This is a genomic window from Methylobacterium sp. C33D (assembly GCF_053345825.1).
In genome coordinates this window covers 88763-113057 of the sequence record NZ_JBKFAV010000017.1, presented here as the reverse complement: position 1 = coordinate 113057, position 24295 = coordinate 88763, and the positions used below count along the sequence as shown (strand labels likewise).

24 protein-coding genes and 1 pseudogene are annotated in these 24295 nt (G+C 66.9%); 8 read left to right on the top strand and 17 right to left on the bottom strand.

Annotated elements, in window-relative coordinates:
• The first annotated feature begins 43 nt into the window (after nt 1-43).
• From ACLBXO_RS15690 to ACLBXO_RS15665, 6 genes are all read left to right on the top strand, one after another.
• Complete coding sequence (locus ACLBXO_RS15690; protein WP_447685906.1) at nt 44-1345, top strand: haloacid dehalogenase-like hydrolase; 1302 nt, start codon at nt 44-46, stop codon at nt 1343-1345.
• 193 nt (nt 1346-1538) lie between these two features.
• The gene (locus tag ACLBXO_RS15685) at nt 1539-2003 is read left to right on the top strand and encodes a hypothetical protein (protein ID WP_447685905.1); all 465 of its coding nucleotides are present in this window, start codon (nt 1539-1541) and stop codon (nt 2001-2003) included.
• A gap of 267 nt (nt 2004-2270) precedes the next feature.
• Nucleotides 2271-3383, top strand: coding sequence for an ABC transporter substrate-binding protein (locus tag ACLBXO_RS15680; RefSeq protein ID WP_244435107.1), 1113 nt, complete (start codon nt 2271-2273; stop codon nt 3381-3383).
• Nucleotides 3384-3394: 11 nt separating this feature from the next.
• The gene (locus tag ACLBXO_RS15675; RefSeq protein WP_331319072.1) at nt 3395-4255 is read left to right on the top strand and encodes an ABC transporter ATP-binding protein; all 861 of its coding nucleotides are present in this window, start codon (nt 3395-3397) and stop codon (nt 4253-4255) included.
• Between the two features lie 97 nt (nt 4256-4352).
• A complete protein-coding gene (locus tag ACLBXO_RS15670) occupies nt 4353-5102 on the top strand; it encodes an ABC transporter permease (protein ID WP_419149842.1) in 750 nt (249 codons plus the stop codon).
• A gap of 47 nt (nt 5103-5149) precedes the next feature.
• Nucleotides 5150-6070 carry an acetamidase/formamidase family protein gene (locus ACLBXO_RS15665; protein WP_331319071.1) on the top strand — a complete coding sequence of 307 codons (921 nt, stop codon included), beginning with the start codon at nt 5150-5152 and terminating at the stop codon, nt 6068-6070.
• A 342-nt stretch (nt 6071-6412) separates the two neighbouring features.
• Here ACLBXO_RS15665 and ACLBXO_RS15660 read toward each other — a convergent pair whose 3' ends face one another.
• From ACLBXO_RS15660 to ACLBXO_RS15640, 5 genes are all read right to left on the bottom strand, one after another.
• A complete protein-coding gene (locus ACLBXO_RS15660) occupies nt 6413-6745 on the bottom strand; it encodes a nitrile hydratase accessory protein (protein ID WP_331319091.1) in 333 nt (110 codons plus the stop codon).
• 11 nt (nt 6746-6756) lie between these two features.
• The gene (nthA, locus tag ACLBXO_RS15655) at nt 6757-7380 is read right to left on the bottom strand and encodes a nitrile hydratase subunit alpha (RefSeq protein ID WP_331319090.1); all 624 of its coding nucleotides are present in this window, start codon (nt 7378-7380) and stop codon (nt 6757-6759) included.
• A gap of 10 nt (nt 7381-7390) precedes the next feature.
• Nucleotides 7391-8125, bottom strand: coding sequence for a nitrile hydratase subunit beta (gene nthB / locus ACLBXO_RS15650; protein WP_447685904.1), 735 nt, complete (start codon nt 8123-8125; stop codon nt 7391-7393).
• A gap of 29 nt (nt 8126-8154) precedes the next feature.
• Nucleotides 8155-9162: a CobW family GTP-binding protein gene (locus tag ACLBXO_RS15645; RefSeq protein ID WP_447685903.1), complete on the bottom strand. Its 1008-nt coding sequence runs from the start codon at nt 9160-9162 to the stop codon at nt 8155-8157.
• Nucleotides 9163-9377: 215 nt separating this feature from the next.
• Entirely contained in the window at nt 9378-10055 is a 678-nt protein-coding gene (locus tag ACLBXO_RS15640) for an HD domain-containing protein (protein ID WP_331319085.1), read from the bottom strand.
• Between the two features lie 118 nt (nt 10056-10173).
• Between ACLBXO_RS15640 and ACLBXO_RS15635 the strand changes: the two genes are divergently transcribed.
• Nucleotides 10174-11139 carry a GlxA family transcriptional regulator gene (locus ACLBXO_RS15635; protein WP_331319083.1) on the top strand — a complete coding sequence of 322 codons (966 nt, stop codon included), beginning with the start codon at nt 10174-10176 and terminating at the stop codon, nt 11137-11139.
• A gap of 82 nt (nt 11140-11221) precedes the next feature.
• Here ACLBXO_RS15635 and ACLBXO_RS15630 read toward each other — a convergent pair whose 3' ends face one another.
• The 7 genes and pseudogenes from ACLBXO_RS15630 to ACLBXO_RS15600 form a co-directional block, all read right to left on the bottom strand.
• A complete protein-coding gene (locus tag ACLBXO_RS15630; protein ID WP_331319082.1) occupies nt 11222-11416 on the bottom strand; it encodes a tautomerase family protein in 195 nt (64 codons plus the stop codon).
• 82 nt (nt 11417-11498) lie between these two features.
• Nucleotides 11499-11765: pseudogene (locus ACLBXO_RS15625) on the bottom strand (SDR family NAD(P)-dependent oxidoreductase); the annotation flags it as partial.
• 26 nt (nt 11766-11791) lie between these two features.
• Nucleotides 11792-12496: an ABC transporter ATP-binding protein gene (locus ACLBXO_RS15620; RefSeq protein ID WP_331319080.1), complete on the bottom strand. Its 705-nt coding sequence runs from the start codon at nt 12494-12496 to the stop codon at nt 11792-11794.
• Nucleotides 12493-14382 carry a branched-chain amino acid ABC transporter ATP-binding protein/permease gene (locus ACLBXO_RS15615; protein ID WP_447685902.1) on the bottom strand — a complete coding sequence of 630 codons (1890 nt, stop codon included), beginning with the start codon at nt 14380-14382 and terminating at the stop codon, nt 12493-12495. Before ACLBXO_RS15615 ends, ACLBXO_RS15620 begins: the two co-directional genes overlap by 4 nt.
• On the bottom strand, nt 14382-15257 hold the full coding sequence (locus ACLBXO_RS15610; protein WP_058606372.1) for a branched-chain amino acid ABC transporter permease: 876 nt from the start codon (nt 15255-15257) through the stop codon (nt 14382-14384). Before ACLBXO_RS15610 ends, ACLBXO_RS15615 begins: the two co-directional genes overlap by 1 nt.
• Before the next feature lie 10 nt (nt 15258-15267).
• Complete coding sequence (locus tag ACLBXO_RS15605; RefSeq protein WP_447685901.1) at nt 15268-16575, bottom strand: ABC transporter substrate-binding protein; 1308 nt, start codon at nt 16573-16575, stop codon at nt 15268-15270.
• Nucleotides 16576-16619: 44 nt separating this feature from the next.
• On the bottom strand, nt 16620-17633 hold the full coding sequence (locus ACLBXO_RS15600; RefSeq protein ID WP_447685900.1) for a carbon-nitrogen hydrolase family protein: 1014 nt from the start codon (nt 17631-17633) through the stop codon (nt 16620-16622).
• Between the two features lie 137 nt (nt 17634-17770).
• Here ACLBXO_RS15600 and ACLBXO_RS15595 point away from each other — a divergent pair, with 137 nt between their 5' ends.
• On the top strand, nt 17771-18754 hold the full coding sequence (locus tag ACLBXO_RS15595) for a LysR family transcriptional regulator (RefSeq protein ID WP_447685899.1): 984 nt from the start codon (nt 17771-17773) through the stop codon (nt 18752-18754).
• Between the two features lie 598 nt (nt 18755-19352).
• Here the strand turns inward: ACLBXO_RS15595 and ACLBXO_RS15590 are convergent.
• The 5 genes from ACLBXO_RS15590 to ACLBXO_RS15570 all read right to left on the bottom strand — a co-directional run bounded on the left by ACLBXO_RS15590 (nt 19353) and on the right by ACLBXO_RS15570 (nt 24277).
• Nucleotides 19353-20516 (bottom strand): GlxA family transcriptional regulator, encoded by a 1164-nt coding sequence (locus ACLBXO_RS15590; protein ID WP_447685898.1) that lies wholly within the window; start codon nt 20514-20516, stop codon nt 19353-19355.
• Between the two features lie 90 nt (nt 20517-20606).
• On the bottom strand, nt 20607-21326 hold the full coding sequence (locus ACLBXO_RS15585; protein ID WP_447685897.1) for an ABC transporter ATP-binding protein: 720 nt from the start codon (nt 21324-21326) through the stop codon (nt 20607-20609).
• Nucleotides 21323-22114, bottom strand: a complete 792-nt coding sequence (locus ACLBXO_RS15580) for an ABC transporter ATP-binding protein (protein WP_447685896.1) — start codon at nt 22112-22114, stop codon at nt 21323-21325. The genes ACLBXO_RS15585 and ACLBXO_RS15580 overlap by 4 nt, the downstream gene beginning before the upstream one ends.
• Nucleotides 22111-23337, bottom strand: coding sequence for a branched-chain amino acid ABC transporter permease (locus tag ACLBXO_RS15575; protein ID WP_447685895.1), 1227 nt, complete (start codon nt 23335-23337; stop codon nt 22111-22113). The genes ACLBXO_RS15580 and ACLBXO_RS15575 overlap by 4 nt, the downstream gene beginning before the upstream one ends.
• 28 nt (nt 23338-23365) lie before the next feature.
• Complete coding sequence (locus ACLBXO_RS15570) at nt 23366-24277, bottom strand: branched-chain amino acid ABC transporter permease (protein ID WP_042669307.1); 912 nt, start codon at nt 24275-24277, stop codon at nt 23366-23368.
• Nucleotides 24278-24295 lie beyond the last annotated feature (18 nt).

Here is a 24295-nt window from a genome sequence, read left to right as displayed (position 1 = left end):
CGCGATCACGCCCCGCCCTTCCCCACTGGGTACCAACAACGCCATGACCGACATCTTCCCCCCGTCATCCCTTAAGCGCCGCGGCTTCCTGGGCAGCCTCATGCTAGCGGCCGCGGCCGCAGGCTCCGCGACGACGACCGCCAGGGCCGCCGGTCAGACCGGGGAGTCCGTGGGCCTCGACCGGGCGAAGTGGGCGCCGCGCAACCATGCCTGCGTCTCCCGGCTGATCGCGGAGCACGGCAACACGGCGCCGGGCTATGATCCCGCCCGGCGGCCCTACGCGGTGTTCGATTGGGACAACACCAGCATCATGAACGACTGCGAGGAGGCGTTGCTGATGCATCAAATCAACACGCTCTCCTTCAAGCTCACGCCGGCCGAATTCGGCGCGATCATCCGCCAGAACGTCCCGCCGGGGAAGTTCACCAACGACTACAAGAACGCAGCCGGCGCGACCGTCGATCTCGACTCGATCTGCGCTGACTTGGACGCCGACTACGCGCAGCTCCACGGCGCATACAAGGGATTGGCCGGGGCTCAACCGCTCGAAGACGTCATGAAGACGGACGCATTCAAGGATTTCCGCGCCAAGCTTTACTACCTGTACGAAGCCGTCAACGACACGCACGGCGTCAACGTCGGCTATCCGTGGGTGATCTATCTCCTCGCGAACATGACCGTCGCGGACGTGTCGCGCATCACCGAGGCGTCGAACGACCTCGCCCTTGGGGCCGGGCTCGTGAAGACGAAGTACACCAGTCCCGCCGAGCGGGCCGGCAAGGCCGGCATCGTCAGCGTCAGTCATTTCCACGGTATCCGGCTCTGCACCGAGATCGGCGGCCTGATGGACACGCTGCGCCGCCACGGCATCGACGTCTATGTCTGCACGGCCTCCCTCGAACACGTGGTCGCGGTCTTCGCGACCCAGCCGAAATACGGCTATAACGTCGCCCGCGACCATGTCATCGGCCTGCGTCTGGAAGAAGAGGGTTCGACCCTCAAGAACGCCTACCGCCAGGGCTGGCCGCTGGTCTGGGGGCCCGGCAAGACCACCGTAATCAAGCAGGAACTGGTGGCGAAGAAGGGTTACGGCCCGCTGCTCGTCGCGGGTGACAGCGATGGCGACTACGACATGCTCCGCGACTTCGCGGAGACGAAGCTCGGCCTCATCGTCAACCGGATGAAGAAGGGCAAGATCGGCGAGTTGTCGAAGGCGGCCGCCGACACCCTTAAGGACGAGACGCCCCGCTACCTGCTCCAGGGTCGCCAGGAATCGACGGGGAACTGGCTCCCACAGGAAAAGAGCATCAAGATCGGCAAGGCCGAGCCTCAACTGCTGGCTTGAGTATCGGTGAAGTGTGCCTGATGGTGCATTTCACATCGATCCTCAGGACATTGTGATATCCAAGTAATTTGGACAGCAGTTTCTGCTTCGTGACAGGCGGCGGCTCCTCACCATCGCTGCTGTCCTGTTCCTCTGTTTAGCCTCGCTTTCCTGCCAACCTAAGGTATAGCACGATTGAACGGGATTGGGGTGAGTGGTCGAGCTCGACCTTGTCCGCTTTGTGAAAGCTTCCGACGCAACCAGTTATGACTGGGCTGAGTCGCCAGCAGAACGTCTACGTTGCAAAGAACTCGACATTCCTGCAGCTGCGCCGGCCGCCTCATTCGTCCAGGAGGTGCAGGTAGCTCTCCTGCAAGCGAGCCATCTCAAGCGTGTTCTCCATCTCCTTGAGAACGCGCTCTGCGAAGGCCAGCGCCTCCGGTGGGCCAACAAGCCCCGCTACGATACGAGCCTGTTCATCGCGGCGTCTCTCCGCCTCGCGTATGAACTGGGATGCCCTCTGACGAGCTGTGCCCTGCTGGTCGCCCACGATCGCCTGTTGTCGCCCAACGCCCCCCGGCGCTCGACTCGGCTAGTACACGCGAACTGTTGCGCGCGAAAAGGCAGTGCCCTGCGGCGCAACACCACCGGACACGAGTCCGATTTCGGGAAACGCTGATGGCTCTCCGCTCGGCTGATATGGGTCGGAAGAAGATCGTCCGCTTTTCCCGCGGACCTTTTCCGAAGCGGACCGGCCGCTCTCGGCCAGATCTGGTCGACTGCTTCGGACCTGCTGCAGCCAAATGCAATCCTACAGCGCAAGCTGTGATGGCGGTGCAGCGAATTGGAAGCAATTGCATGCGCCTTCCGTCGCGGGCAACCCAAGGAGCAGCTTGGCCTCCCTAATGCACGGAGCACGCGCCTGATCTGGCAGCTAATTTGCGTCGTGAACCGGCCGACGGCGGTAATCGTACAATCATATACCGAAGCCATCGCACGTCTGCAGCAATCTACCGATCGCTTGCTCACGTCTCCCGGAGATCGTATGCCTCAATCTTGGTCGCCCATGCTCCATCGGCGCTCGATCCTGAAAGGCATCGCCGGCCTGGCGGTCGGCGCGCCGCTGGCGCCCTCGATCGCGCGCGCCGCGGGCCTCAAGACCGTCCGCTTCAGCGAGGCCGTCCACAACCTGGGCTACATCAACCTCTACGTCGGGATGCACGCCGGCATCTTCGAGAAGAACGGCCTCGCCATGCAGGTGAGTGCCGCCGGAGGCGACACGCAGACCTTCGCGGCTGTGCTGGGGGGCTCGGCAGATTTCGCCATCGGAGATCCCACGATGGTAGTGATCTCGCGCGAGAACGGCGGCCCCGGGATGGTCGTCGGGACCGTCGTTCAGCGGGCCCACTACTTCGCGGTCTCGAAGACGGTCGAGCCCTTCACCGACCCGAAAGGCTTCAAGGGCAAGCGGATCGCCACCTCGCCGGAGCCCAACACCAATTTCAGCGTCACCAAGCGGCTCCTCGAGAGCAACGGCATGAAGCTCGGCGCCGACGCGACGATCGTGCCGGTGAGCCCTGGAACCGAGATCGCTGCCATGCTCGCCGGCGCGGCCGACATCGCGGTCGCCTATCAACCCGGCGTCGCTCAGGCGGTGGCACAGGGCGCGAAAATCGTCTTCGATTTCTCGAACTACGTCGGGCCCTTCTGCAACACCGGGATCATGGTGCTGCCCGGCACGATTCAGCAGGCCCCCGAGACTGTGCAGGCTCTGGTGACGTCCTTCGAGGAGGCCGGACGCAAAACCTACAGCGATCCGGACTACGCCAAGAAGGTCGCGCGGCTGGAATTCCCGGATCTGCCGGGCGAGGTCGTGGATTCGGCAATCGACGCCGAGCTGAAGTACAAGATCCCGGCCTCCAGCGTCGTGACCGAGAAGGACGCCTGGGAGAGCCTGATGGGCATGCAAAAGTATCTTGGAAACATCAAGGGGACGCTCACTTTCGATCAGGTCGTCGACAATACGTTTGCCGACAAAGCCGCGAAGCGCGCCGGTTGACCGGCGCTCCCGTGTCCCAAGGTCCCCTGCCCGCCGCGCCCCACGTCGCACGCCCGCTTGCCGTAGAGCATCTCGCCAAGGCGTATAGGACGGGCGGCCGCCTCCTGCCGGTTGTCGGCGATCTCACCTTCGCGCTCGCCCGCGGAGAGATCGTCGCGATCGTGGGGCCCTCGGGCTGCGGGAAGACGACGCTCCTCAACGCCGTCTGCGGTCTCACGCCGGCGGACTCCGGCCGCATCCTCTGGAACGGTGTGCCCCTCGAGCGCCGCGGTCGCACGCCCAGCGGGATCGGTTACATGCTGCAGAAGGACCTCCTGCTGCCCTGGCGGACGGCCCTCGACAACGTGAAGCTCGGCACCGAACTGCGCGGGATGCCGCGCGGGCAAGCCGATGAGCGGGCGCGCGCGCTCCTCGACCAGCTCGGTCTGCACGGTTTCGCCGGGGCCTATCCCGCGACCCTGTCGGGCGGCATGCGCCAGCGCGTGGCGCTCGCCCGCACCCTGATCAACGATCCGGATGTCCTGCTGTTCGACGAGCCCTTCGCGGCGCTCGACTTCCAGACAAAGCTCCTGATCGAAGCCGACACGGTGCGGCTCGTGCGCGACGGGGCCAAGTCCGCGCTCCTGATCACGCACGACATCGAGGAAGCCGTCTCGATCGCCGACCGCGTCCTCGTGCTGAGTGGGCGGCCGACCACCGTCAAGGCCAGTTACGCGATCGACCTCGACTGTGCGCCCGACGACATGATCGGAGCCCGGGAGAGCGCCGGTTTCGGCGATTACGTCCGCCAGATCTGGGCCGATCTCGACATCCCACGCTCCACGCTCGGCCGCGCTGGGCAAGGCATCAGCCGTGCTGCAGCGAGGTCCTGAGATGTCGGATGCCGTGACCGGACCCGCGACCGTTGTCAGGACGAGCCGGGATGACCCGCCCGCACCGCCGCGCGACGGTGCGCGCCTGCGCTCAGGCGTGCTCGTTCTGCTCGTGCAGATCGTGCTCCTCGCGGCTCTGCTGACGGTCTGGGAATGGCAGACGCGCCTGAGCCCGCAATCAGCCTTCCTGTTCGGCTCACCCTCGGCCATCGGCCGGTTTCTCTGGCAGGGCCTCGCCGACGGCACGCTCCTGCGCGATGCCGGCGTGACGGCCCTCGAGACGGGGCTCGGGTTCCTCATCGGCAACGTCGTCGGCACGCTCGCCGGCCTGTCGCTCTGGTACTCGACCTTCGTGTCGCGGGTCGTCCAGCCCTTCATCGTCGCGATCGGCTCGATCCCGATCATCGCGCTCGCGCCGATCATCATCATCTGGTTCGGCACCGGGCTCGCCTCGAAGGTCGCGATGTCGACGCTCTCCGTCGTCGTGGTCGCCCTCGTGACCTCCTACAAGGGCGCGCTCGGCGTCGACCCGGACCAGATCAACCTGCTGCGGACTCTCGGCGCGCGGAAGCCGCAGATCTTCGCCAAGCTCGTCGTGCCGTCGAGCCTCGCCGACATCTTCGCCGGCCTGAAGCTCACCGTCGGCTTCGCGCTGATCGGCGCCATCGTCGGCGAGTTCATGTCCTCGTCCGTGGGCCTGGGCCATGCCATCTTCCAGGCGGGATCCCTCTACGCGATCCCGAAGGTCTTCGCCGCGCTGGTCGGCACGATCGCGCTGGCCCTCGTCCTGACCTTCCTGGTCGGCCGGGCCGAACGGCTGCTCATGCCCTGGCGGTATCATCTCTGACCCGCGCCACCCCTCAAGACCAACGCCATCGCCACCAGGAGCTCCATGTGACGCAGCGCATCAGCAAGCAGGGAACGATCAAGTACGCCCTCTCGGGCGACGAGCCCTTCGTGGCGACGATCGCACCGGGTGAGATCGTCACGGTCGAATGCGTGATCAACATCGGTGACGGCGTCATCAAGGAGCTCGGGCAGAATCTGACCGAAGCCGACGTCACCTTCCCGTTCGTGAACGGGGCGACGGGGCCGATCGAAGTCGCGGGCGCCAAGCCCGGCGACATGCTGAAGGTCGAGATCCTCGACATGGAGCTCGGCCAGCGCGGCTACAGCTCCCTCTGGCCCGGGCACGGCATGTTCCCGGACTGGGTGCGCCGCAAGGAATGGGGCATCCGGACCAAGGTCGTCGACGTGCACGACGGCCATATCATCTGGAACGACCGGCTCCGGCTGCCGGTGAAGCCGATGGCCGGCGTCATCGGCGTCGCGCCGGTCCACGGCGCGGTCCTCACGGTCGACAACGGCACGCATGGCGGCAACCTCGACGTTCAGGAGGTCACCACCGGCAACACGGTGATGCTGCGGGTGGAGAAGCCCGGCGCGCATTTCTTCATCGGCGATTGTCACGCGCTCCAGGGCGACGGCGAAGCCGTCGGCATGGGAGCAATCGAGATCGGCGCGAACGTCACCCTGCGGGTGAGCCTCGTGCCCGCACCGGCGCGACTCGGCCACCCGCGGATCGAGACGCCCACGCATCTCTGCACGCTCGGCTGCGCCCGCCCGCTTGAGGATGCGATGCGCATCGCCTTCGCCGACATGATCTACTGGCTCGCCGACGAGTGGAACATCCCTGAGCCGGAGGGTTACCTGCTACTTGCGCAGATCGCCGAGGCGCGCTGCACACAAATGGTCAATCCGAAATACACGTACATCTGCAAGGTGCCGAAAGCGATCCTTGCCGCTTTCGGATAAAATTGGAGTACATTGGTTCCAGCGCCCAGGTCTAGCCAGTTGAAGCCTGCCCACTTGCCCGGCCATCTTTCTCAGAAGCAGACTGGCGGCGTGCTGCCAGACTATGCCATGCCCGATGGCAGACGATCGCAAAACCGGCCGTTCAGCTTTGCGCCCATCTCGGCTGCTCAGCCGCGTCTCGCGGATTCTCCGAAGTGGTCGCTGTGGCAGCACAGCTTGTGTGTCTCAGCCTCGTCCATTGCTGCCGAACAGTAGTCCGCGGCCGAATCCCGAGATTAGACTTTACTCAGCAATGAGCCAGAACACAGAACATACGCATCCGTGTGGCCTTATAAGAGTGCTTTAGGTCGTTGGCATTGTCGAGACCAAAGCGGCGGCCTTGCCTGAACCGAAATGGATCCGCGTGACGCGTTCAAGAGCGTTCAGCCAGCATTCGTAGTAGTCCCAACCCGGGTCGTCGCGAGAATGGCATGATTCCCACGCCGCGATCTCCGCGATCAATGCCTGCCGGAAGTCTTCCCACTCGAAGTGGCCGTCCCGGGCAAGGGCCACCGCCAAACCGAACGCCTGCCGCTCCCAAGGTTGATGGAAGCAGAGGCTGCCGTTGGCACGGGGTGGGGTGTCGGGTTGCCCCATCATGCTGGCGACGGCGAAGTGCTCGAAGCTCGTTTGCACGACGGATGCCCTCAAGCCGCCTTCGGCATGGCAACGGCCACGCCCATCATCGCCTCGGGCGTAACCAGCTTCGCGAGGTCGTCCTCGCTCATTCCCTGGGTGCCGTCCGGCCGCTCGGGCACGACGAACCAGCGGATCTGGGCCGAGCTGTCCCAGGTGCGGATCTCTTTCGCGGGGTCGACCTCCAGGCCGAACTCCTTGAGCACCGCCCGCGGCTCCCGGGCCGCACGGGCACGGAAGGACGGGTCCTTGTACCAGTAGGGCGGCAGCCCCAGCACCGGCCAGGGATAGCAGGAACACAGCGTGCAGATGATGAGGTTGTGGACCTGAGGTGTGTTCGCGACGGCGCGCATATGCTCGCCCTCGGCGCCCGCCGCTCCTGTAGGCAGACCGAGTTGGGCGACGGCCGCCATCGTGTCGGCCACGAGCAGCGCCTTGAACGCGTCGTCGGTCCACGCTCTCGCCACGAGCTTGGCGCCATTGAACGGGCCCATCTCGGTTGCGAAGGTCTGCATCACTTTGTCGACGGTCTGGTCGGTGATGACGCCCTTCTCGATCAGCAAGGCTTCGAGCGCCCGCACACGCGCCGCGTTGCGCGCCTCACGGTCCGGGGGGTAGGCGAAGCGGTCGGTCATCGGTTCTCCCTCACGCGGCACCCCGGTCCTCGACCGGGCGCAGGTAGGCGTCGAACAGGTCGGCGTAGATGAAGAAGCCGGGCTCGGCGTTGCCGGGCCAGAGTTGCTGGGGGTCGAACTTCACGCAGTAGACTGGCATGGGTGGGCCGATGCCGTCGGGCCCGGTCGAGCACAGGTAGCTGAATGCGTCGTCGTAGACGGTCTCGACGACCCCGACCTTGTTGCGCAGGTAGCCCGGTAGGCGGGTGTGCTCGACCGTCGGTGGATCGGCGACCCGCACCGTGTCGCCCAAGGCGAAGCGTGGCTTGTGCGCCCACTGGTGCCAGGGTGAGTCGCCGTCCATCAGGTACTTGTGGATACGGTCGTCAATTTCCGGCGTGCCGCCCGACGGCAGCGGCTTGACCGGATCGGCGAGGTACTCGTCCGTGCGCGCGTCGAGCTCGGCCTGCGTGATGTACCCGTTGGCGACGCAATAGCCCGAGATGCCGCCGAGCCATTTCTCGTAGTAGCGGTACTTGAAGTAGTCGAACGGGTTCATGGCCTCGGCGCCTTTGCGCAGGTCGGCCCAGGTCCAGAAAGTGCGGAAGGTGCTCGACGTCTGCGGCAGGTTGAGATGCGGGCTGAGCGCCATCATGGCGGTATGGATGCCGAAGATGCGCTCCTCCCAAGTCTCCACGAAGACGCGCAGCTCGGGCTGAACGGGGTCGAGGCCTTCGAGGCCGCCAAGGGTGTGCTGGAGCTTCATGGGGCCTCCGTTCAGCTTCGTGAGCTCGCTCAGGCCGCCTGCGCCGCACGGCACTGCGCAAGGCCGGCCGCGATCTCCTGGGCATCGAGGTTGCGGCCGATGAACACGATCTCGCCGCGCCGTGGCTCGCCGGGTCTCCAGGGTTTGCCGGGCCGGCCGTCGAGGGTCATGTGCACGCCGTGGAAGACGTAGCGCCGAGCCTCGCCGACGAGGGCGACGATGCCCTTGATGCGCAGGATGTCGGCGCCCTTCGTCTGCACGAAGCGGTTCAGCCACCCGAAGAACGCCGTTGCATCAAGATCGCCCTCGGGGCGGAGCGAGACGCTCGCGATGGCGTCGTCGTGCGTGTGCTCCATGTCCGACAGGAGGTCAGGCTCGATGGCCAGCGCGTTCTTCAGGTCGAAGGCGCCGATGCCGAGCACCTCCGCGGCTGAGACCGTCCCGTCCCGCATGCGCCGGATGCGGGCGAGCGGATTGATGCGGCGAAGCTCGGTCTCGCAAGCCTTCAGAGCAGCCTCATCGACGAGGTCGATCTTGTTGAGGAGAAGGAGGTCGGCGAAGGCGATCTGCTCCCGTGCGACGTTCTCTCCGCCCGCCGCCTCGGCCTCCTCGCCCATCGACAGCCAGAGCGGGTTGTGGCGGGCATCAACCACAGTCACGAGCGCGTCGAGTTCGGTTCGGGCCCGGAGATTCTCGTCGAGCATGAAGCTCTGAATGACGGGGGCCGGGTCGGCGAGGCCCGTGGTCTCGATCAGGATGCGTCGCACCTGCTGCGGCCGCGCGAGCAGGCGCCCGATCGTGGTGACGAGGTCGGCGCGGACCGTGCAGCAAATGCAGCCGTTGTTGATCTCGATCACGTCCTCGTCGACGCCCACGACGAGGTGGCCGTCGATGCCGACCTCGCCGAATTCGTTGACGATGACGGCCGTCTTCTCGGCCTCGCCCTGCGCGAGCAACTGGTTGAGAAGAGTGGTCTTTCCTGATCCCAGGAAGCCCGTGAGCACCGTGACAGGCACTTTTACCGCCGTCGCCGCCATGCGTCACCTCGACCTTGTTCCGCTTCGGTGCCGCGAAGATTAGGCGGTCGCTCGTGCCGGCGTACAGTTCGGCATCACGACAGATCCTGCCAGATCAAACGCAGTTTCGGACACGCCCGAATGGGATGGGCACCGACCGGGAACCGATGCCGCGATCCCTGCAGGCGGCGTGCCATGCGGCCTGCCGGCCGGTCCGAGCGACCGGCCGGCGACGCTCAATCGTGCCCGCCGCAGCCGCAGCCCGGGGCATGCGTCCCGCCGAGCCAGCGGGACATGCGGATCACGCTACAGAAGTTGCCCTTGCGGAAGCCGGGCTCCTTGTCGGCGATGACGTCGGCCTTAACGTTGCCGAAGGTGGTGTCCGGCTTGTGCTTGATGCCGTCGTAGAAGGCCTGGATGATGTCCTCCTTGAAGTCCGGCGTGCGGGGGAAGGCCGAGACCACCGCCTCGCGCTCCGCGTCGGAATACTGCGCGTAGGTCAGGCCCAGCACGTCCATCTCGACGCCGGCCGTGACCAGGGCGACCACCGGATGCATGTGGACGGGGATGCCCGGCGTGGTGTGGAGCGCGATGGCCGTCCAGACAGTGTAAACGTCCGCCTCCGACACGCCGTGCGCCTTCAGGAACTCGCGGGCGGCGTTGGCGCCGTCCACCTCGAAGCGCTCCGCCGTGCTGCTGTGGTCCGGCATCAGGCCGAGATCGTGAAACATGGCGCCCGCGTATAGCAGCTCGCGGTCGAAGGTCAGGCCGCGATGGACGCCGGCGAGGGCGCCGAACTGATAGACCCGGCTCGAATGGTTGAAGAGCAGTTCGGTCTCGGTGTCCCGGACGAACTCGGTGATCGCCCGGGCGAGCTTGCTCTCGGGAATGGCGGCTTCGGACGAAACGCTCATGGACGAGGCTCCTTTGCGCTGCATGTCCTGTTGAGCTAGGGGGAACCGAGTTTGGCATCAATCATCGTGATACGATGATTGATGCCAACGTTCCTACATCCTCGGACACCGGATTCCCATGCCGTCCCGGTCAGTCGCCCTTCTCGCCTTGCCCGACGTCCAACTCCTCGACGTGGCAGGCCCCCTCGACGTCTTCGCCGAGGCGAATGCCCAGTGCGGTCGGGAAATCTACAGCCTCGCCCTCGTCGGGACCGCACCGGGCCCGATCACGACCTCGTCGGGACGGCGGTTGCTGCCGGACCTCATCGCTCCCGCTGAAGCGGGCCCGGCCTTCGACACGCTCCTGGTCGCTGGCGCACCGCGGATGCACGAGGCAGCGCTCGGGGCCGAGCTTCTCGCGTGGCTCCGCGCTGCCGCCGCCCGCTCTCGTCGCTACGGCTCGGTCTGCAGCGGGGCCTTCCTGCTCGGCCAGGCCGGCCTTCTGGATGGTCGCCGCTTGACGACGCACTGGGCCGTGGCAGAGGTGCTGGCCGAGCGCTTCCCTGAAGCGCAGATCGAGGCAGATGCGATCTGCCTGTTCGATGGGCCGCTTCGGACCGCCGCCGGCGTCACGGCGGGGCTCGACCTCGCGCTGGCACTCGTGGAGGAGGACCTCGGGGCTGAGGTCGCCCGGCGGGTGGCGGCTCAGCTCGTCATGTTCTTCAAGCGCGGCGGCGGCCAGCTCCAGTTCAGCCGGCGCGGGGTCAGCGCACCATCTGGTCGCTCGGCGCTACAGGAGGTCCAGCGCTGGGTGGCCGCGCACCCGGCCGAGGATCACGGTGTCGACAGGCTGGCTGCCCGGACCGGCATGAGCCCTCGCCACTTCGCGCGAGTATTCCGGGCCGAGACCGGCCTGACCCCGGCCGCCTACGTCGAGACCGTCCGGATCGAGGCTGCTCGCCGCCTCCTGGAGACGGGCGAGGTGGCCCTCAAGCAGGTCGCTGGCGCGTGCGGGTTCCGGGACGCCGACACGCTCCGGCGCGCCTTTGTCCGGCGGGTCGGCACCACGCCCGCCGAGTACCGGCGCCTGCATGCCCCCGGGTGACACTCAACCATGACGGCCACAGGAGCGCGTCTGTGGCGCGCCGCTTGGGAAGCCGCATGACTGTTTCGGCCGCGACGGGCGGTCATGGCTTCGGTGCGCGATAGTCTCGCAAGGGTAGACTGCCCTGCCCGAGGTCCTTGATCCCGTACTCGTGGAAGATGACGGTCGTGTTCTCGCGGGGCTCGCCCATCACGTCGAAGAGCAGATCGGCGATGCCCTCATAGACTGCGGCCTTCTGCGCATCGATGGTGCGGTCCGCACCCGGAGGCGTGCCCACGGGTCACGAGGATGTTCACGATTGGCATGCGGCTCTCCAGGACAGACGGGGAGAGCGCCCGATGCGTGCTCCCCGTAATGGGTCAGCGACCCGCGATCAGGCCACCGTCGACGTGGAGGATCTCGCCCGTCGTGAAGGAGACGTCCTCAAGATAAAGCACGGCGCGGACGATGTCCTCAACTGCGCCCATCTTGTTCATGGGGTGGAAGGCGGCCAGGGCACCGTAGTCCTCCGGCGCATGCATCGGCGTCTTGATGACGCCGGGGGCGACGGCGTCCACGCGGATGCCGCGCTTGACGTACTCGATGGCCAGGCTCTTCGTGGCGGCATCCATGCCCCCCTTCGTCAGCATTGAGCCGGTGTCTGTGGTCTCGCTCACGGCGCCAAGCCCATGAAATCTCGCATCGGAGCGGGATCCGTCCGGAGAGCCGAGGCCTGTCCCTCATAGACGATATGGCCGTTGTTGAAGCCGTAGACCCGGTCGGCGAAGCTCAGGACCGCCGCGACGTTCTGCTCGACCACGACGATCGTGCGCCCTTCCTGGACAAGACGCTTCGTCAACTCGACCAGATCCTGCACGATCAGGGGGGCCAGCCCCTCGAAGGGCTCGTCGAGGAGCAGGATGCGGGGGTCGCGGATTAAGGCGCGGGCGATCGAGAGCATCTGCTGCTCGCCCCCCGAAAGGGTCCGCGCCCGCGAGGTGCGCCGTTCCTTCAGGCGGGGGAAGATCTCCCAGATCCGCTCGATAGGCCACGCCCCGGACGCGGTCAGGCGGGCGACGCGGAGATTTTCCTCGACTGTCAGGCCACCGAACACCGCCCGCTCCTCCGGCACAAGTTGCATGCCAACGCAGGCGATCTTCGAGGGGGGAAGACCGTGGATCGGCTTACCGTCCAACCGAATCGTCCCGCGCCGGGGGCTCAGCACGCCCATGACGGTGCGCAGCGTCGTGGTCTTGCCCGCGCCGTTGCGGCCGAGCAGGGCCACCACCTCGTTCTCCTCGACCCGCAGGGAGACGCCGAACAGGACGTGCGAATCGCCGTAGAGGGAGTCGATGCCCTCGACTTCGAGCAGGCTCATGCGGCGCTCCCGAATTTGGCGCCGGCTTCCGCAGGTCCGGCTCCGAGATAGGCCCGTTGCACGGCGGCGTCCCGGCGGACGAGGTCGGTGGGGCCGTCGGCCAGCAGGCGGCCCTCGCACAGAACAGTGATCCGCTCGGCCAGTTCAAAGATGGCGTCGAGGTCGTGCTCCACGACGACGACCGTACAGGCCTTTGCGATGCGCCGGATCAGGGCGCAGGTCGCCGCCCGCTCCGACAGGCTCATGCCCGCCAGCGGCTCGTCCAGAAGCAGGACGTTCGGGCTGATGGCGAGCGCCATGCCGATCTCCAGCCTTCGCTTCTCGCCATAGGCCAGGACGCTTGCCGGGGTTTCGGCCCGCTCGCCGAGATCGAGAAGGTCCATCAGGGTCGCGACCTGCGCCTCCACCTGGGGGCGGCCATCGGCGGGGGCGAGGAGATCCAGGCGGAAGCCGCCCCGCGCCCGTGACAGCGCCGCCACCCGCAAGTTCTCCCGCACCGTCAGATTCAGGAAGAGCTGGTTGAGCTGGTTGCTCTTGGCGACGCCTCGCCGGGCCGCCCGGCTCACCCCGCCCCCGGTCAGCCGCTCTCCGAACAGCAGCACCTCGCCCGCGCTCGGGCTCACCTCGTCGGAGAGCATCTTGAACAGGGTGCTCTTGCCCGCCCCGTTCGGCCCGATCACCGCATGGATCGCCCCCCGGCGCACGGTGAAGCTCACGCCGTCCACCGCTTTCAGGCCGCCGTAGTGCCTGGCGAGCCCGCGCGCCTCCAGGGCGATCTCCCCGTGCGCGCTGCGTCCGTCCACCGCCGGGCGCGGCATCGGCAGGGCGATCTCGGCCGGGATGGCAGGGGCCGGTGCCCCGCCGGCCGCCTCGATGGCCTCCGTCCGGGCGAGCTGCGCGCGGAGGCGCCGGGCCTCTTGGCGGCGGTTCCAGAGATGTACGATCTCCCCGCAGATGCCCCGGCGCAGGCCGATCACGAGGCCGATGAAGGCGAGCCCCAGGACGAGCTTCCACAGGGGTCCGAGGCCGGGGATGAGTTGCAGGTTGTCGCGCAGCCAGAGCCAGAGGGCCGCGCCGACGAGCGGCCCGACCAGGGTGCCGACCCCGCCGACGATGGTCTGCACCACGAGCTGCCCCGAAGTCTCCAGGGCGAAGGCATCCGGCGGCATGTAGCTCTGGAACGGTCCGAGCATCGCCCCGGCGAGCCCGGCATAGAGGGCGGCGATGGTGAAGGCGGCGAGCTTGTAGGCCGGGACGTCGTGGCCGAGCATCGCCACGCGGGCGGTGTTCTCCTTCACCGCCCGCAGAATCAGCCCGACGGGAGATTTCGCGATGCGGCGGGCCAGGACGAAGCCGACGAGGAAGGTGGCCGCCAACAGCGCGTACATCGGCAGCCCGGCGGTGATCCGCACCGCATTCGCCCCGAAGCCGATCGTCGGAAGGGGCACCCCGGCGATGCCGTTCTCGCCGCCGGTCCAGTCGGAGAGCGGGGAATTCTCGATGAAATAGGCCATCTGGCCGAAGGCCAGGGTGATCATGGCGAAGTAGATGCCGATGCGCCGCACGGCGAGCCAGCCGACGAGGAGGCCGAACAGGCCCGCCGCCAGCGTCCCGGCCAGGAGGGCGAGCCAGACGCTCCCCACCGTGCCGGAGACAAGGAGGGTGGCGGCGACGAAACCGCCCGTCCCGTAGAAGGCCGCCTGCCCGAAGGAGAGGAGGCCCGCGAGACCGAACAGGATGTCGAGTCCAAGGCCGAACAGCGCCCAGTTGAGCGCCCGCGACAGCAGATCGTGCGAGAAGCCCAGCGGCGGCAGCAGGACGGGGGCGAGGATCAGGAAGGCAGCGAGGGCCCGTTCGGGGAGGATGCGGCGAAGGGCAGGAGGCATCACACGCGGCCCTCCGTGCCAAACAGCCCTTGCGGGCGCGCCACCAGAACGAGGGCCATCAGGCCGTAGAGCATCACCTCCGAGTAGGCGGAGCTGAAGGCGCTCGTCAGGCTGATCACCTCACCCGCGATCAGCCCGCCCACCACCGCGCCGGGGAACGAGCCCAGTCCGCCCAGCACGATGACCACGAAGGATTGCACCATGAAGCTCGCGCCCATGTCGGGCGTTACCGAGACGACGGGGGCGTAGAGCATGCCGGCGAGCCCCACCGCGACGATGCCGATGGCGAAGACGAGGAGGAAGGTGCGGCGCACATCGATGCCGAGGATGCCGACCATGCCGGCATTCTCGATCCCCGCCCGCACCACGAGGCCGATCGCCGTCCGGTAGAGGACGAGGTAGAGCCCGACGAGGAGCGCCGCGACGATGCCGATGAGCTGGAGCCGGTAGGTCGGGTAGACGAGGAAGCCGAGCTTGGTCGCCCCGACGCCCCAGGAGGGCACCGGCACGCGCTGGCTGTTCCCGCCGAACCACGCGCGCAACGCCTCCACGAGGACGATGCCGATGCCGTAGGTGACGAGGATCTGGTCCTCGTCGGGCCTCGCGTAGAAGTGGCGGATCACCAGCCGCTCCATGGCGAAGCCGAGGATCAGCATGATGGCGCAGCCGCCGAGCAGGGCGAGCAGGAAGGAATGCGTCGCCGACATCATCACGAAGGCGGTGTAGGCCCCCACGGCGAACAGCGCGCCGTGGGCGAAGTTCAGGACACCGAGCGTCCCGAGGATGATGGTGAGCCCGCTGGACACGAGGGCCAGAAGGCTTCCGAGGGCGAGGCCGTTGAAGGCCTGGGAGAGGAGAACCGCCGTGCTGGGCATGACCGGTCCCTCAGGTGTAGGGGCCGAGCTTGCAGCCGAACAGGTCGGGCGCGTTCATCACGCTCTCGCCCTCGACCATGTCCACGATCTCGTAGAAATCCTCCGGCCCCTTCATCGCGCCGGGCGTCTTGCCCTTCAGGATCGGTATCGGCCGGACCATCTGATGGTCCTCGGCGCGGTAATAAACCTTGCCGATGGTCGAGTCGTAGGGCTGGCTCTTCGAGGCCTCCATCGCCTTGATCATATCGACCGGGTTGAACCCGCCAACCCGTTCCGCCGTGAGCGCCCAAAGGTAAGTCTGCATGTAGGCGATGTGGGCGCCCCAGCGCGGGTGATACTTGTTCTTCTCCAGGAAGCTCGCCACGAACGTCTTGGCCAGGGGATAGCGGTCCTCCAGCGTCCACCAGAAATCGCAGGAACCGTAGACACCCTGCATCAACTCGGCGCCTAGTTCCTTATCCTGGAAGGAGGACAGGTTCGGCACGACGAGCTTCATGCTCGACAGGACACCGAACTGCTCGGCCTGCTTTGTCGAGGCGACCGCATCCGCGCCGAAGCAGATGTTCACGAAAACGTCGGCGCCGCTATTGGCGATGTTAAGGAGTGCCGAGCTGTAATCGGCGGTGCCCAGCGGCACGGTTTCCTTCAGAACCTGCGTCCAGCCCGCCTCCTTGGCGAACTTGGCGAAGGATTCGTAGACCGTCTGGCCGTAGGTGTAGTCCGGCACCAGAAAGGCCATCTTGCGCTTGGGGCCCAGCGCCTTGGCGACCACCGGGGCCAGCGCCTTGGCGGCCATGTAGGCGTTCTGCTGCGAGCGGAAGCCGTAGCGCTGGCAGTTCTTGCCGGTGACGTCGTTCGAGCCGGCGATGCCGACCATGTAGAGGACCTTGTCGCGGCTCGCGAGCTCTTCGAGGGCGATGGCCTCCGAGCTGCTGACCGAGCCCGAGAACTGAATCGCCTTGTCCCGCTGGATGAACTGCGTCGCCGCCTGCACCGCGACGTTGGGCTTCCCCTCCGTATCGGCGACCTTGTAGCGGATCTGGCGCCCGAGGACGCCCTTGCCCTTGAGGCCCCAGGCGGCCGGGATCTCGCCGCCCGCATTGATCTGTGCGATGGCAAGTTCGTAGCCGAGCTTGAGATCGCTGCCGTCACCGGAGAAGACTCCGGTCAGGGGCATGGTGAGGCCGAGGAAGACGGACTCGGCGCCGACGCCCTCCGGGAAGGTGCCGATCGTGGCGGGCGCCTGCGCCCGGGCCAAACCCGGCAGCATCAGTCCGGCGGCGCCCCCGAGGAGCAGCTTGCGACGGTCGAACAGCATGGCACATCTCCGCTCAGGCAGGGGTCGGGGCAAAGCTCAGCAAGTCACGCGCCGTCGCCGGGGACGGCCGCCGAGGGCGGAGCCGAGGCGGTATCGCGAAAAGTCGCGGGGGCGAGGCGGCGGCGGTTCACCGCGAGGTCGAACACGTCGAAGCGGTTGTAGTAGCCGACCACATCGTGGAACTGCTTCGGCTCGATGCAGGCCGCAAGGTCGATCTCGGCGTAGAGGATTCCCTCCTCCTGCAGCGCCTCGCCGATCTGGGTCCCGGTAGGATCGAGGAAGAACGAGGCCGCGCGCGGGGTCCCTTCCAGCACTTCGGCGGCCCGGGGATCGCAGGCAGCGATGGTATCGAACGCCGCCCGGTCGAGCACGCTCGCGGTGACGAGGCCGAAGACCTTGGCCTCGAAGCAATGGGCGCCCGCCCGGAGGCGGTTGGCGGCGAGGTTGTCGTAATTGCCCCCACCCGCCGGGCGCCGCGTCGGCCAGACCGGCGGCCAGGACGAGATGTGGAGCTGCTCGCCCTGCGCCATCAGGCTGTAGCGGGCCAGCGGGTTGGTGTTCTCGCCGCAGATGAGCTGGCCGATGCGCCCGATCGCGGTCTCGACCACCCGCAGCCCGGCCCCGTCCCCCGCAGCCCAGATCAGCTTCTCGTAGAAGGTCGGGACGAGCTTGCGGTGGTGGTTGAGGATGTCGCCGTCCTCGCCGATCAGCAGGTTGCTGTTCCACAGGCATCCGACGCTCACGGGCGACCGCTCGCTGATGCCGATGGACACGACGATCCCCGCCGCCTTCGCGGCTTCGCGGATGCGGACGACTTCCGGCCCGTCGACCAGGATCGACTGGTCGGCCATGCGGGCGAACAGGTCGTGGTTGTCGATCGGCGCCGCCAGGGCGGCCCAGACCGGAAAGGCCGGGATGAAGGTTTCTGGGAACGCGACGAGGGCCGCGCCGGCCCTGGCCGCCTCGTGGACGAGGGAGACCACCTTGTCCGTCGTCGCCGTGGCGTCGAGGAAGACCGGTGCGGCATGGACAGCCGCCGCCTTGAAACGGGGATGCATGAACGGGGATTCCTGGATTGCCCTTTCGAGGCCGAGCTTAGGCAGCCTGTCCGCCGCTTGAAGCGGTCAATTCCGCAAGCGCCCTTGCACGGATCCCGAGCCGCAGACGTGGCGCGACTCTTGCGGCGCGCGAGGCTATGCGTGCCCTCGATCAGCTCGACTGGGATGACCTGAAGGTCTTCGTCCATGCCGCCCGTGGGGGCAGCCTCGCGGGAGCGGCCAAGAGGCTGAGGGTCGATCAATCGACCGTCAGCCGGCGCCTCGCCCATCTGGAAGCCGCCCTGGGCGTCTCCCTGTTCGAGCGCGTGCCCTCCGGCCTGCGCCTGAGCGAGGCCGGCCAGCGCCTGCTGCGCCACGCGGAGCGGGTGGAGAGCGCCATCATCGCCATGGAGGAGGAGGTCACTCCCGGCTCCGGGCAGGCCGGAGGCCGCGTCCGTCTCGCGACGATGGAGGGCATCGCCTCCCTCTATCTCGCCGAGCGGTTCGTGCGCCTGCACGAGACGCATCCCGACCTCACCGTCGAGCTGCTGACATCGCCCCAGACGGTCTACGTGAACCGCCGGGAGGCCGACCTCTTCCTGAGCTTCTTCGAGCCACCGGGGCAGGGGCTCGTGTCCGAGCGGATCGGCCGCTTCCGGCTCGGGCTCTACGCCTCACCAGGCTACCTCGACCGGGCGGGAACGCCACGATCCATCCAGGATCTGGAGCGCCACGCCTTCGTGACCTACGTCGAGGATCTCGTGCAGGTCGACTGCGTGCGTTGGCTCGACGAGATCATCGCGAACCGGCGTACTGTGTTTCACTCGACAAGCATGATCGCCCAGAAGCAGGCGGCGGCCGGTGGGCTCGGCATTGTCCTTCTCCCAAGCTTCGCGGTTGCTGGACGTGACCTCTTGGTCCCCGTAATGCACGATGACCTGTCGACGACCCGGGATCTCTGGCTTAACGTCCACACCGACCTGCAATTCTCGCCCCGCATCAGGGCAGTCTCGGCCTTCCTGAAAACCCTGTTCCGCTCCGATCCCTCGCTGCAGGTTGGTCTTCGGCTTTCGCAACCGGTCTCAGTTTCAAGGCCTGCAATATCTTCGAGGGACTGGCGCGAAACTGCCAAGGCCGTTTGATTCTTGAAGACGAAAAAAATTCAACTGTCGTTTGACGGTAATTTGTCGAGTTATCCCCAGTGGACAATCAGCTTCCTTGCGGTTGAGCCGATCCTCTTTCTGCGATCCATCTTCCATTGCGATGAGAATATACGTTTTTGGCAACCGCGCCGATCATGTTCTGTGACCAGGTTGGGTCGATAGAAGCTTGTCCGCTTTTCCGGCGACCCAACTCGGAAGCCGCTCTTCCGCTTCCGGCCAGTCTACGCCACATCGGATCTCCGCCGGGTGCAAATCCGGACGTTCGACTTGGCGCCCATCCCAGTCATTCGCTCGCTTCCCGCAGCGTCTCCGAAGCAGACTTGAGTTTACCATGAGCTACCGTTCTCGCCGCCGTACTTCGGCCTGTCCCGTGGTCTGCGGAAAGTCGGAGGCGGTCATGCCGATCCTCAGCACTCGCTGCGCCGAAGCGGAGTTGCTCAGGCTCACCAAGGGGGCCCAGGACAGGATCGCAGATTGCCACTGCAGCGCCGTCCGCATGTAGAACGCTTGATTGTGTGCCGACGTCGGATGCGCCGGCGGCGACCCCGTCTAGCGAATCGCCAGCCGCGCCTGGGGGCTACTGGGCGTAGGGACGCCGCTCACAGTTCAGGAACCGATTGATTCCAAGAACTCCGGCCGGTTCGTCGTTCAGGTAGCGATGGAAATCGCCCTGGCTGTCGGGAGATCCGGCCAACGCCCGCAGGCTGTCCCACTCCTCCGACTCCTCCGCCGAACCTTGGCTGTCACCCCGACGCATGGTCGATGGCGAACATCCGAAGCTGCGACGGAACAGGCGGTTAAAGTGGGATACGTCCGAGAACCCGCATTCCGTGGCGACCTCCGTGATGGTCTGCGGCGAGTTCGCCAGGAGCCAGCGTCCATAGAGGACGCGAAGGTCTCGTGAGTATTCCTGGACGCTCTTGCCGACGAGTTTGCGGAAGACCCGTTCGAGCTGTCGCTTCGACAGTCCCACGGTCTGCGCGATCTTCTCGACCCGCTGGGGCGTGCTGAGATTCTGCTCGATTAGCAGCATCGCCCGGCGGACCCGGTTGTCCTCGACGATTCCGGCACTCGGCGGCTGGGGCTGGGCCCCGGCCGCGGGACGAGCCCGGTCGGTGACCATGATATGCAGGCTCTTCTGCGCATGGCCAGGACCGAGGTGCCGGTCGATCAGCCAAGCCCCGAGATCCAGGCTGGCGAGACCGCCCGCGCAGGTGATGAACGGGCCATCCTCCACGAAGAGCTGGTCCGCGACCGGAATCACGTCGTCGTGCCGCGCGACGAGATCGGTGAAGTGGTACCAGCTTACGCAGCAGCGGCGGCCGCGCATCAACCCCGCCTCGGCCATGGCGATGCCGCCGGTGCAGATGCCGATGAGGCGCACCCCGGCGGAATGGGCCTCTCGCATGAAGGCGAGAGTCCGGGAATTGTAGGGCTCCCGGTCGAGCAGCCCGCCGACGACGACGATGTAATCGAACCGGGTCGGATCCGAGAATGTCTCCCAGGGCATCACCTGGATCCCGCAACTCGACGTCACCGGCTCCAGATCCGGGGCCAACAAGCTCCAAGAGCAGCGCTCGGGCCGGCTGCGATCTCCCTCGTCCGCGGAGAGGCGCAGGATATCGATGAGCGTCGAGAAGGCCACGAGGGTGAAGTGGGGCAGCAACACGAAACCGAGCGACAGCTTGCGACGGCTCGGCGCCTGCACGGGTGTGGTCGACGGTGTCCGGGGTGTGGTCATGCCATCCGGTGCGTTTGCCCGGACTGTGATCCGGTCCACCTTCCGCTGCAAGAGGCGGACCAGGGGCGGGCGAACAGCGGGACGGCAGAGTCAGTGCACGGCGCCGAAATAGGCCCGTTGCAATTCGGGGTCGTCCCGCAGCGTCGCGGAGGAGCCCTGCGCCACGATGCGCCCGCCGGATAAAACATAGCCGTGATGGGCGATCGCCAGCGTCTGGTTCACGTTCTGCTCGACGAGCAGGACCGTGACGCCGGTCGCATTGATCCGGGCGATCACATTGAAGTTTTCCTGCACGAAGAGCGGCGAGAGCCCCAGCGAGGGCTCGTCGATCACGAGGAGCTTTGGATCGGTCATCAGCCCCCGGCCGATCGACACCATGGCCTGCTCGCCACCGGACATCGTGCCGGCGAGCTGGCGGGCCCTCTCCTTCAGGCGCGGGAAGACGGCATGCACGCCGTCGAGCCTGCGCCGGATCTCCCGCTCGGACGACACGCGATAGGCGCCGAGCCGAAGGTTCTCCTCGACGGTCATCTTGGAGAAGATCCGGCGGCCCTCGGGAATGCAGCCGATCCCGAGACCGACCACGTCGTGGGTCTGCATCCCGTCGAGCTTGCGCCCGTCGAAGGCGATGGAGCCCCGGCGCGGCGGCGTGAGGCGCAGGATCGAACGGATCAGCGTGGTCTTGCCGGCGCCGTTCGAGCCGAGGATACAGGTGATCCGCCCGGGAGCCACCTCGAGGGTGATGTCGTCGAGGACATCGACACGGTCGTAGGTGGTGAAGACGCCGTCGATGGTCAGGCGCGCGGTCATGAATGCCCCAGATAGGCTTCGCGGACGGTCGGGTCGGCGGCCACTTCGCGGAAGCGGCCCTCGCAGATCTTGCGGCCGTAATTGAGGACGACGCAGCGGTCGGTGATGCGCTCGATCAATCCCATCTCGTGTTCGACGATGATGACGGTCAGGTCGCCGCGGCTGCGCTGCACGTCGAGGATCTCGTCGATCAGCTGGTTGGTCTCGTCGTGGGTCATGCCGGCGGAGGGCTCGTCTAGCAGCAGGATCTTCGGCCGTCCGATGAGGGCGCGGCAGATCTCGACCCGGCGGCGGTCGATCATGCCGAGGGCGACGGCCGGCTCGTCGAGACGCCGGGCGAGGTCCGGGTTGAACAACCGGGCGAGGTCCCTGGCCTCCTCGGCGAGGGCCGCGACGGCCCGCGCCAGGGTGCGGCGGCGCAGGAGGTTGTCGATCACACCCTGCGGCAGGCGCTCCTGCGCGCCGAGCGCGATGTTGTCGAAGACGGAGAGCGGCAGGCACAGGCGCGAGCGCTGGAAAGTCCGGGCGAGGCCGAGCCCGGCGAGCGCGTGGGCGGGCTCCCGGGTGACGTCGCGGCCGTCAAGGACGATGGAGCCGGCCGCAGCCGGGTAGATGCCGCTCGTCACGTTGAAGAAGGTGGTCTTGCCCGAACCGTTCGGGCCGATCAGGCCCAGCACCTCGCCGCGCCGGATGGTCAGGTCGAGCTCGTTGAGGGCGAAGAGACCGCCGAAACGGACGGACAGGCCCTTCGCCTCCAGGATCGCGGGGGCCGCCGCCACTTCGCTCATGCCCGGCGCCCCGCGACGAGGGTTCGGGTCCGGCGGGGCAACAGGCCGCCGGGGCTGAGGACAAGGACGAGGATCACCAGCACCGCGAACAGCAACAGCCGGTATTCCTGGATGAACTGCAGTTTCTCCGGCAGCAGCACGACGATCAGCGTCGCCGGCAGCACCCCCCAGCGGTTGCCGATCCCACCCAGGATGACGATCGACACCATCATCAGCGAGTCGCCGAGGGTGAAGTTGTTGGGGGCGATGAAGCCGGTCATCTTGGCGTAGATCGCCCCGGCCATCCCGGCGAGCACGTTGCCAAGGGTGAAGGCGAGGATCTTCCAGCGGGCGATCCGCAGGCCAAAGACTTGGGCGGCGACCTCGTCGAGCCGCACCGCGTCCAGACGGATGCCGATCCACGATCGATCGAGGAGGCCGACGAGCGCCAGGGCCACCGCGGTGAGGGCGAGACAGAGCACGACGTAGTTGGCGTAGAAGGAGAACGTCATGCCGAACAGGTCGAGGTCGTTCGAGAAGTCCCAGCCGAACACGGTGATCGGCGCGAGCTTCAGTCCCTGGGGGCCGCCGAGCACTTCGTTGGCGTCCAGGAAGACGTTGAACATGACCCCGAAGGCCAGGGTCGTCAGGGCGGCGTAGTGGCCCCGCGTCCGCAGCAGCGGCAGGACGAGGAGCGAGCCGATCGCGACGGCGACACCGCCCCCTAGGAGAATGACCACGAGGTCCGGGATGGCGATCCCCTCAGCCCGGCCGAGGGCGGCTGCGGTGTACCCACCGCAGCCGAGGAAGGCCGCGGCGCAGAAATTCGAGAGGCCGGCATAGCCGAGCTGGATCGTCAGGCCGAGGCAGACCGTGGCGTAGATCAGCACCGTCGCCAGCATCAGGAGGCCGAAATTGTCCTCGCGCAGGACGACGATGACGGCGAGGCAGGCGGCCACCAGCACGAGCCGCGCCGGCCAGGGATGACCGGACGCGCCGCGCTCCACGGCGGCGATCACCCGGAACCGGGCAGCGGCGAACCACGCGATCCCGCAGGCCACAAGTGCCGAGAGGACGACCCGCTGGTCCTCCGCATGGACCAGGAAGGCGACCGCCCCGGCGCAGGCGGCCACGACGACCGCGAAGACCGCGAAATCCGAAGCCCGCCGGGCCCTCACCCCGGCCTCGAGCGTCGTCGCGTCCCGGGAGACCTCGTCTTGGGTGGGGCGGTGGCGCATCAGCATAGGTACGTCATCCGGGCGGGAGGGGAGGTCAGACGCGCTCGCTGGCGCGCTCGGCCAGCAGCCCGGTGGGGCGCCACGTGATCAGGGCGATGACGGCGACGAAGGCGACGACGTTCTTGTATTCGCTGAAGGTCGGCAGGGTGGCGACGACGACGGTCTGGAGCCCGGCGAAGAGGTAGCCCCCGAGGATCGCCCCCCAGAGGTTGCCGAGCCCGCCGACGATGGCCGCGCTGAAGCCGATCACGGCGATCAGCAAGCCCATGCCGTAGTTGATCTCGCTGTAGTACAGGCCGGAGATCACCCCCGCGAAGCCCGCCGTCGCCGAACCGAGGGCGAAGGTCAGGGGGACGACACGGAAGAAGTTGACGCCCATCGTCCGGGCGGTCTCCTGATCCTCCGCCACCGCCCGCATCGCGAGCCCGAAGCGGGTGCGGTTGATGATGTGGTGGACGACGGCGATGATCAGGAGCCCGGCCACCATCAGGATCAGCCCGTCGTAGCGGACGAAGACGCCGCCGACGGTCGCCCCCCCGGAGGGCAGCAGGGCGGGAAAGCGCTGCGAGTTGGTGCCGTTGGGGAAGAACAGCCGGATCGCCTCGCGGATCACGGTGCCGACCATCATCGTCATCAGCAGGAGGTTGAGGGGCGGGGCGGTGCGCAGGGGCAGGATCAGGAGGCGGGAGATTCCGGCGCCGAGGAGCGCGGCGAGGCCCACGGCCGTCGAGACGGCGGCCAGGATCTGTACCCCGACCGGCAGCCCTGCGGCGGCGGCGGCGGTCGCTGCGACCAAGGCGCCGAAGGCCCCGAATGTCATCACGTCCCCGTGGGAGAACTTGATGACGTTCATCACCCCGAAGAAGATCGTGAAGCCCATCGCCACGAGGCCGTAGATCGTCCCCTGCATGAGCCCGTTGAGGACGTATTGGCCGATCGCGCTCATCGCCTGTCTCCGATCGCT

Bases quoted from the DNA above. Each gene is read 5' to 3' on its own strand.
- ACLBXO_RS15645 (WP_447685903.1), bottom strand. From the start codon at position 9,162: ATGGCGGCGACGGCGGTAAAAGTGCCTGTCACGGTGCTCACGGGCTTC.
- ACLBXO_RS15575 (WP_447685895.1), bottom strand. From the start codon at position 23,337: ATGCTGATGCGCCACCGCCCCACCCAAGACGAGGTCTCCCGGGACGCG.
- ACLBXO_RS15580 (WP_447685896.1), bottom strand. From the start codon at position 22,114: ATGAGCGAAGTGGCGGCGGCCCCCGCGATCCTGGAGGCGAAGGGCCTG.
- ACLBXO_RS15600 (WP_447685900.1), bottom strand. From the start codon at position 17,633: ATGCATCCCCGTTTCAAGGCGGCGGCTGTCCATGCCGCACCGGTCTTC.
- nthA (WP_331319090.1), bottom strand. From the start codon at position 7,380: ATGACCGACCGCTTCGCCTACCCCCCGGACCGTGAGGCGCGCAACGCG.
- ACLBXO_RS15590 (WP_447685898.1), bottom strand. From the start codon at position 20,516: ATGACCACACCCCGGACACCGTCGACCACACCCGTGCAGGCGCCGAGC.
- ACLBXO_RS15570 (WP_042669307.1), bottom strand. From the start codon at position 24,277: ATGAGCGCGATCGGCCAATACGTCCTCAACGGGCTCATGCAGGGGACG.
- ACLBXO_RS15640 (WP_331319085.1), bottom strand. From the start codon at position 10,055: ATGAGCGTTTCGTCCGAAGCCGCCATTCCCGAGAGCAAGCTCGCCCGG.
- ACLBXO_RS15585 (WP_447685897.1), bottom strand. From the start codon at position 21,326: ATGACCGCGCGCCTGACCATCGACGGCGTCTTCACCACCTACGACCGT.
- ACLBXO_RS15610 (WP_058606372.1), bottom strand. From the start codon at position 15,257: ATGCCCAGCACGGCGGTTCTCCTCTCCCAGGCCTTCAACGGCCTCGCC.
- nthB (WP_447685904.1), bottom strand. From the start codon at position 8,125: ATGAAGCTCCAGCACACCCTTGGCGGCCTCGAAGGCCTCGACCCCGTT.
- ACLBXO_RS15615 (WP_447685902.1), bottom strand. From the start codon at position 14,382: ATGCCTCCTGCCCTTCGCCGCATCCTCCCCGAACGGGCCCTCGCTGCC.
- ACLBXO_RS15620 (WP_331319080.1), bottom strand. From the start codon at position 12,496: ATGAGCCTGCTCGAAGTCGAGGGCATCGACTCCCTCTACGGCGATTCG.
- ACLBXO_RS15690 (WP_447685906.1), top strand. From the start codon at position 44: ATGACCGACATCTTCCCCCCGTCATCCCTTAAGCGCCGCGGCTTCCTG.
- ACLBXO_RS15595 (WP_447685899.1), top strand. From the start codon at position 17,771: ATGCGTGCCCTCGATCAGCTCGACTGGGATGACCTGAAGGTCTTCGTC.
- ACLBXO_RS15635 (WP_331319083.1), top strand. From the start codon at position 10,174: ATGCCGTCCCGGTCAGTCGCCCTTCTCGCCTTGCCCGACGTCCAACTC.
- ACLBXO_RS15605 (WP_447685901.1), bottom strand. From the start codon at position 16,575: ATGCTGTTCGACCGTCGCAAGCTGCTCCTCGGGGGCGCCGCCGGACTG.